Consider the following 5,450-nt stretch of genomic DNA (forward strand, 5'->3'; position numbering starts at 1 on the left):
CCGCTCAATGTTGGTTCGTTCGGCAAGGACGACGACACCGTTGGCACCGGCATGGTCGGTCCGCCGGCCTGCGGCGACGTGATGAAGCTGCAGATCCGCGTGGGTGCGGATGGCGTAATCGAAGATGCGAAGTTCAAGACGTACGGCTGCGGTTCGGCTATTGCTTCCAGCTCGCTCGTGACCGAGTGGGTGAAGGGCAAGACGCTGGATCAGGCGCTGACGATCAAGAACACGCACATCGCCGAAGAACTGGCGCTGCCGCCGGTGAAGAAAAACTGTTCGATCCTTGCTGAAGACGCAATCAAGGCCGCCGTTGCTGACTACAAGCAACGTCATGGCGCGAGCACGTCGGAAGCTGCTCCGGTTGAGTCCAAGCAACACGCGGCTTAAGCGGCTTAAGCGGGACTCGCAGGATCGCAATATTCGGGAAGGGCGCTTCGGTATCGTGTTGATCGGGCGCTCTGGTTTTCGATTCAAAGCAAGGCTGCAGTTTGCGGCCGGAGAAACGACTGACTCCGGACCAGCGGCTGCCGAAGAGAGACTATGGCAATCACGATGACGGACAAGGCAGCACAGCACGTGCAGAAGTATCTGGTTCGACGCGGCAAGGGCGTTGGCCTGCGCGTCGGCGTGCGCACGACCGGCTGCTCGGGCCTCGCTTACAAGCTCGAATATGTGGACGAGCTCGCACCGGAAGACAAGGTGTTCGAGTCGGCCGGCGTGAAGATCATTGTCGATCCAAAGAGTCTGGCTTATATCGACGGCACCGAGCTGGATTTCGCGCGTGAAGGGCTGAACGAAGGATTCAAGTTCAACAACCCAAACGTGAAAGACGAGTGCGGTTGCGGCGAATCTTTTCGCGTATAGCTTCGTAAAAGAACAGCAAAGAGGCGGCGCGTGCCGCCTTTTTCTTTAGCACCGCTGGTTTTCAACGTTTCTTGTTCCTGCTCATTCTTCCACCATGGCAACGCTCAACGACAGTCACTTCGATCTGTTCGACCTCCCGCCGACCTACGCCATCGATGCAAAAAAGCTCGATGACGCGTATCGCACGGTGCAGGCACAGGTGCATCCCGATCGTTTTGCGGCCGCTGGCGACGCGCAAAAACGGGTCGCGATGCAGTGGGCCACGCGGGCAAACGAGGCTTACCAGACGCTACGCGATCCGCTGAAACGGGCAACGTATATGTTGTCACTGCGCGGCGTGCATGCCGATGCAGAGAACAACACCGCAATGGAACCCGCCTTCCTGATGCAGCAAATGGAATGGCGCGAAAACATCGAAGACGCGGCCGACGCCAAAAATCTTGGCGCGCTCGAAGCTTTGCTTCATGAACTGCGCGATCAGGAACGCATCCGCTTCGAGAAACTGGCGGCGTTGATCGACAGCCACTCGGACCAGGCGGCGAGCGAAGCCGTGCGCCAGCTGATGTTTATTGAACGCGTGGCGAGCGAGATCGGCGTGCAGATCGAGAAGCTCGACTGAGTGTGCCCAGGCACCGCGTTCCAGACAAAACCAGACGACACCTACGGGCGTCACCAACCCCCAATAGATCAACGATGGCTTTACTGCAAATTTCAGAACCCGGCATGGCTCCGGCGCCGCATCAGCGGCGGGTAGCTGTGGGCATTGACCTTGGTACGACCAATTCGCTGGTCGCCGCCGTGCGCAACAGCGTGGCCGAAGTGCTGCCCGACGAAGACGGCCATTACCTGTTGCCGTCGGTGGTCCGGTATCTGGAGAAGGGCGGCCGGCGTATCGGCCGTGTCGCGAAGGAAGAAGCAGCGCTCGATCCGCGCAATACCATTGTGTCGGTGAAGCGTTTCATGGGCCGCGGCAAGAGCGAAGTGGAAGGGGCAGAGAACGCACCGTACGATTTCGTCGATGCACCGGGCATGGTGCAGATTCGTACTATCGATGGCGTGAAAAGCCCGGTGGAAGTATCGGCGGAAATTTTGGCCACGCTGCGACATCGCGCGGAAGACACGCTTGCCGACGAACTGGTCGGCGCGGTGATCACGGTGCCTGCTTACTTCGATGAAGCCCAGCGGCAAGCCACGAAAGACGCGGCGAAACTCGCCGGTTTGAACGTGCTGCGCCTCTTGAACGAACCGACTGCCGCGGCGATTGCGTACGGACTGGACAACGCATCCGAAGGTTTGTACGCCGTGTATGACCTGGGCGGCGGGACCTTCGATCTATCGATTCTCAAGCTCACCAAAGGCGTGTTCGAAGTGCTCGCGGCGGGCGGCGATTCGGCGCTCGGCGGCGACGACTTCGACGCGGTGCTGTATCGGCACGTGCTGGTGAAATCCAAGCTGACGCCCGCTTCCCCGGAAGACGTGCGTCTGCTGCTCGACCGCGTGCGTACGGCTAAGGAAGCGCTGTCGGATGCCTCTGAGGCCACCATTCAGGTCACGTTGTCCGATGATCGGAAAATCGATTTCACTATCACCGAAAGCGACTTTGCCGCACTGACTGAAGCGCTGGTCGCCCGGACCTTGACGCCCACGCGCAAGGCTTTGCGCGATGCCAAAGTGGCGCCCGCGGAGATCAAGGGTGTGGTGCTCGTTGGCGGCGCCACGCGCATGCCGGTGATCCGCCGCGCAGTGGAAACGTACTTCGGCCAGCCGCCGTTGACCAATCTCGATCCGGATCAGGTTGTAGCGCTTGGTGCCGCGATCCAGGCGGATTTGCTGGCGGGAAATCGTCGCGGCGAAGGCGATGACTGGCTGCTGCTCGATGTCATCCCGCTGTCGCTCGGCGTTGAGACCATGGGCGGATTGACCGAGAAGATCATCCCGCGCAACTCGACCATTCCGGTCGCGCGCGCGCAGGATTTCACCACCTTCAAAGACGGCCAGACGGCGATGGCAATCCACGTCGTGCAAGGCGAGCGCGAGCTGGTCTCGGACTGCCGGTCGCTCGCGCGCTTCGAGTTGCGCGGTATTCCCGCGATGGCCGCCGGCGCTGCGCGCATTCGCGTGACGTACCAGGTGGACGCGGATGGGTTGTTGTCGGTCTTTGCGCGTGAGCAATTGTCCGGAGTAGAGGCGTCGGTGGTGGTTAAGCCATCCTACGGTCTCGCCGATGACGACGTCGCGCGCATGCTGGAAGAAAGTTTCACGACTGCCGAGGTCGACATGCGCGCCCGCGCGTTGCGCGAGGCGCAGGTCGACGCGCAACGGCTGGTGGAAGCGTCGCAGGCGGCGCTCGGCGTGGACGGTGAACTGCTGGACGAAGCGGAACGGGTCAACATTGACGCGCTCATTGTCAAGCTCGCGGCAGTCATGGCCGGCGACAGCGTCGATGCGATCGAGACGGCGACGAAGGAGCTTGCCGCCGCCACCGATGAATTCGCTGCCCGTCGCATGAACAAAAGCATTCGCCGCGCGCTTGCCGGCCGCAGGCTCGACGAAGTCTGACGGATCGCCACGGACGCGCCGAGCCTCTCACGTACAAAGAACGGAAAGAAATTCATGCCCCAGATCGTAGTATTACCTCACGTGGAATTGTGTCCTGACGGTGCTGTGATCGACGCGGATACGTCGAAGAGCATTTGCGACAACCTGTTGGACAACGGCATCGAGATTGAGCATGCGTGCGAAAAATCGTGCGCGTGCACGACCTGTCACGTGATCATCCGCGAGGGTTTTAACGCGCTTGTGCCGTCGGAAGAAGACGAGGACGATTTGCTCGACAAGGCTTGGGGACTTGAGCCGACGTCGCGGTTATCATGTCAGGCGATGGCGCCCGTAGACGAGGACCTGGTTGTCGAGATCCCGCGCTACTCCATCAATCACGCCAAAGAGAATCACTGAACTTAAATCAGCGACCATTGAGACAGGAGCGCTCGCCATGAAGTGGACAGACACGCAGGATATCGCGATGGCACTGACCGACGCGCATCAAAACGTCGATCCGCAATTCGTGCGATTTACGGATTTGCACCGCTGGGTGACGGAGCTACCGGGGTTCGACGACGACCCTGAGCGTTCCAACGAGAAGATTCTCGAAGCGATCCAGGCGGCGTGGATTGAAGACGCGGATTATTAAAACCGGCGCACGTTCTGGCGCAGGCAGTTGAGCTAATCAATGCAGATAAAGCAAAACGGCGATTCCATCAGGAATCGCCGTTTTGCTTTTATGCGGGCGCTTGAATGCGCGTTACCGCTCAGCCTGCTACCAGCGTACCGTTTTCGATACGTACGCGCTGACCCTGGTTAAACGGCGGCGCCTGGTGATAAGTGAAGTAACGCGTCTTGCCGCTTTCCATATGCACGCGCACCGAATAGTCGGTGGTGCTGCGCAGATGTTTTTCGACCGCGTTGCCGCCGAGACCGCCGCCGAGCGCGCCGAGAATCGTCATGCCGGTACGACCGCCTCCGCGTCCGAACTGATTACCGATAAGACCGCCTGCGACCGCGCCGCCTACCGCACCAATCCCGGTTCCCTGGCCTTCATGCCGCACGGCCGAAATTGCTTCTACCGTACCGCAAGTTGAACAATAAGCGGGCTGGGCAGGGGCTTGTTGTGCGTAATTGGGTTGCTGTACCGGTACAGGCTGCTGCTGCGCCACTTGAGGCGCCGGCTGTTGCTGTTGCTGGGCCTGCTGAGCAGCCTGGGCCGCCGCGCGCTGCTGGGCTTGCTGTTGTGCAAGCTGCTCCTGCTGTGCCTGCTGTTGCTGAGCAGCAGTCGGTTCGGCGGGTTGCGTTGCCGGTTGTGTGGCAACTTGCGCCGCCTGGGTCTGATCGTTGGTCGGTGATGTACTCGACGCTTTCGGGAACAGGCCGGTGACGGCTGCCGTAGCGGCAAGACTGGCAATGATCACCGCGCCCGCGGCGGTTGCTACGAGCGGATGAATCTTGCGCTGGCGTGGCGCACCAGGATTCGGTGAATTCGATGTGGTCATGTTGTTGTTGCTGTTATCCATTTTTGACCTCCGTCTCAAGGCAGAGTGTGGCGTTACCGGTTGTGACATTGCTCATTTACGAAAGCAGTGTCGAACAATCTGAAGCGTAAGGTTTGTCAATTTGTAACGTTTCCAGGCATCCATCAGACGCAAGAAACGCACCGGCTTGAACACACACCGAGCGGCCTTGTTTTATAAGGGTTTTCCAGATCAGACCCACGTCGAGCGGTAGCGCGGGTCGGCGGCTTTTACCGAAAGTTACAAATTCAATCGTTCTTCGGAACGAAAAAAAGGCGCGACAGCGCCTTTTTTACAAACTTGCCGTCACCGCGTGCGATCAGTCTTCGCGACGCAGATGCGGGAACAGGATCACGTCGCGGATGCTCGGACTATCGGTCAGCAGCATGACTAGCCGGTCGATACCAATGCCGCAGCCGCCTGTAGGCGGCATGCCGTGTTCCAGCGCGCGAATGTAGTCGGCGTCGTAGAACATGGCTTCCTCGTCGCCGGCATCCTTCTGGTCGACTTGTTTCTGGA

General features: G+C 59.7%; 8 protein-coding genes. 6 read left to right on the forward strand and 2 right to left on the reverse strand.

All coding sequences use genetic code 11. The features are described from left to right. From JWR14_RS26810 to iscX, 6 genes are all read left to right on the forward strand, one after another. The coding region (locus JWR14_RS26810) for an iron-sulfur cluster assembly scaffold protein (RefSeq protein ID WP_299714668.1) at nt 1-390 on the forward strand (390 nt) is incomplete at its 5' end. Between the two features lie 153 nt (nt 391-543). After that, on the forward strand, nt 544-867 hold the full coding sequence (gene iscA / locus JWR14_RS26815) for an iron-sulfur cluster assembly protein IscA (protein ID WP_299714671.1): 324 nt from the start codon (nt 544-546) through the stop codon (nt 865-867). A gap of 94 nt (nt 868-961) precedes the next feature. After that, complete coding sequence (hscB, locus tag JWR14_RS26820; protein ID WP_299714674.1) at nt 962-1,486, forward strand: Fe-S protein assembly co-chaperone HscB; 525 nt, start codon at nt 962-964, stop codon at nt 1,484-1,486. A 74-nt stretch (nt 1,487-1,560) separates the two neighbouring features. Next, nucleotides 1,561-3,426, forward strand: a complete 1,866-nt coding sequence (hscA, locus tag JWR14_RS26825; protein ID WP_299714677.1) for a Fe-S protein assembly chaperone HscA — start codon at nt 1,561-1,563, stop codon at nt 3,424-3,426. Between the two features lie 54 nt (nt 3,427-3,480). Next, entirely contained in the window at nt 3,481-3,822 is a 342-nt protein-coding gene (fdx, locus tag JWR14_RS26830; protein ID WP_299714680.1) for an ISC system 2Fe-2S type ferredoxin, read from the forward strand. A 37-nt stretch (nt 3,823-3,859) separates the two neighbouring features. Beyond that, a complete protein-coding gene (gene iscX / locus JWR14_RS26835; RefSeq protein ID WP_031363898.1) occupies nt 3,860-4,057 on the forward strand; it encodes a Fe-S cluster assembly protein IscX in 198 nt (65 codons plus the stop codon). A gap of 118 nt (nt 4,058-4,175) precedes the next feature. Here iscX and JWR14_RS26840 read toward each other — a convergent pair whose 3' ends face one another. Both JWR14_RS26840 and JWR14_RS26845 read right to left on the reverse strand, forming a co-directional pair. After that, a complete protein-coding gene (locus tag JWR14_RS26840) occupies nt 4,176-4,934 on the reverse strand; it encodes a glycine zipper 2TM domain-containing protein (RefSeq protein ID WP_299714685.1) in 759 nt (252 codons plus the stop codon). A gap of 316 nt (nt 4,935-5,250) precedes the next feature. After that, on the reverse strand, nt 5,251-5,450 hold a 200-nt coding region (locus JWR14_RS26845; RefSeq protein WP_299714688.1), incomplete at its 5' end, for an amino acid--tRNA ligase-related protein.

Origin of the sequence: Caballeronia sp., from assembly GCF_028292365.1 — a bacterium.
In the GTDB taxonomy this organism is placed as follows: Bacteria; Pseudomonadota; Gammaproteobacteria; order Burkholderiales; family Burkholderiaceae; genus Caballeronia.

Bases quoted from the DNA above. Each gene is read 5' to 3' on its own strand.
- JWR14_RS26840 (WP_299714685.1), bottom strand. From the start codon at position 4,934: ATGGATAACAGCAACAACAACATGACCACATCGAATTCACCGAATCCT.
- hscB (WP_299714674.1), top strand. From the start codon at position 962: ATGGCAACGCTCAACGACAGTCACTTCGATCTGTTCGACCTCCCGCCG.
- iscX (WP_031363898.1), top strand. From the start codon at position 3,860: ATGAAGTGGACAGACACGCAGGATATCGCGATGGCACTGACCGACGCG.
- fdx (WP_299714680.1), top strand. From the start codon at position 3,481: ATGCCCCAGATCGTAGTATTACCTCACGTGGAATTGTGTCCTGACGGT.
- iscA (WP_299714671.1), top strand. From the start codon at position 544: ATGGCAATCACGATGACGGACAAGGCAGCACAGCACGTGCAGAAGTAT.
- hscA (WP_299714677.1), top strand. From the start codon at position 1,561: ATGGCTTTACTGCAAATTTCAGAACCCGGCATGGCTCCGGCGCCGCAT.